General features: G+C 52.5%; 1 protein-coding gene. It reads left to right on the top strand.

The features are described from left to right. The first annotated feature begins 24 nt into the window (after positions 1–24). Positions 25–624, top strand: a complete 600-nt coding sequence (locus tag HMPREF3179_RS09315; RefSeq protein ID WP_018574211.1) for a hypothetical protein — start codon at positions 25–27, stop codon at positions 622–624. Positions 625–690: the final 66 nt, after the last annotated feature.

Here is a 690-nt window from a genome sequence, read left to right as displayed (position 1 = left end):
CGTTATATCTCTTGAGGTAGATCTGTGCTAACCGATGAACAGAAGAAATACCGAGACCGCGCTAACCGTGCGCGACGAGAGCTCCTCAAAGAAAAGGAGAAATTCGGCGCGATTTCGGACGGCTCAGGGAAACGCTACCGGGTGTGCGTTTACTTTGTGCTTAGCGGTGCTCCAGAAAAAGCAGTCGAGTTCATGGACTGGTTCGAGAAGGAGTTCCCGGATGACGTTGGTGAGCCCGCGTTTCTCTTATATGCTGCGTTGGCCTATTACCGGGTGGGGTCTCTGGGGAAAGCGCGGGGATACCTGCTGGATACGATGTTAAGCAACATTTACCTACTCCCCTATCTGTTTTCGCGGCCAATGCCCAAGCAAGACATGTGGCACTCATCTAATTGGGCACAGCCAGACTACATCGAGGAGATTGAAGAACTTCTGGAAGGGCCAACGAGTCAGGAGCGGGAGTGGTTTCAAGAACAGTTCGAGAATGAACTCTTCACGAGCATTCGAAGCAAGTGCATAGAAACATTTCACGCATTACAGCATGCAAAAGAGTTGGATTCCCGCCGTCGTATTCTTGGGGAGTGGCGGGACTATGTTTCATCTTGTCGTGCAAACGAGATATAACCAGTGGCAGCACGGTGACCGCTTTTCCGCCGCGCTGCGGCTCCAAACCGGCACGTGTGCCAAGCG

Origin of the sequence: Oligella sp. HMSC09E12, from assembly GCF_001808505.1 — a bacterium.
Classification (GTDB): domain Bacteria; phylum Pseudomonadota; class Gammaproteobacteria; order Burkholderiales; family Burkholderiaceae_B; genus Oligella; species Oligella urethralis.
This window is presented reverse-complemented; position numbering and strand designations above follow the sequence as displayed.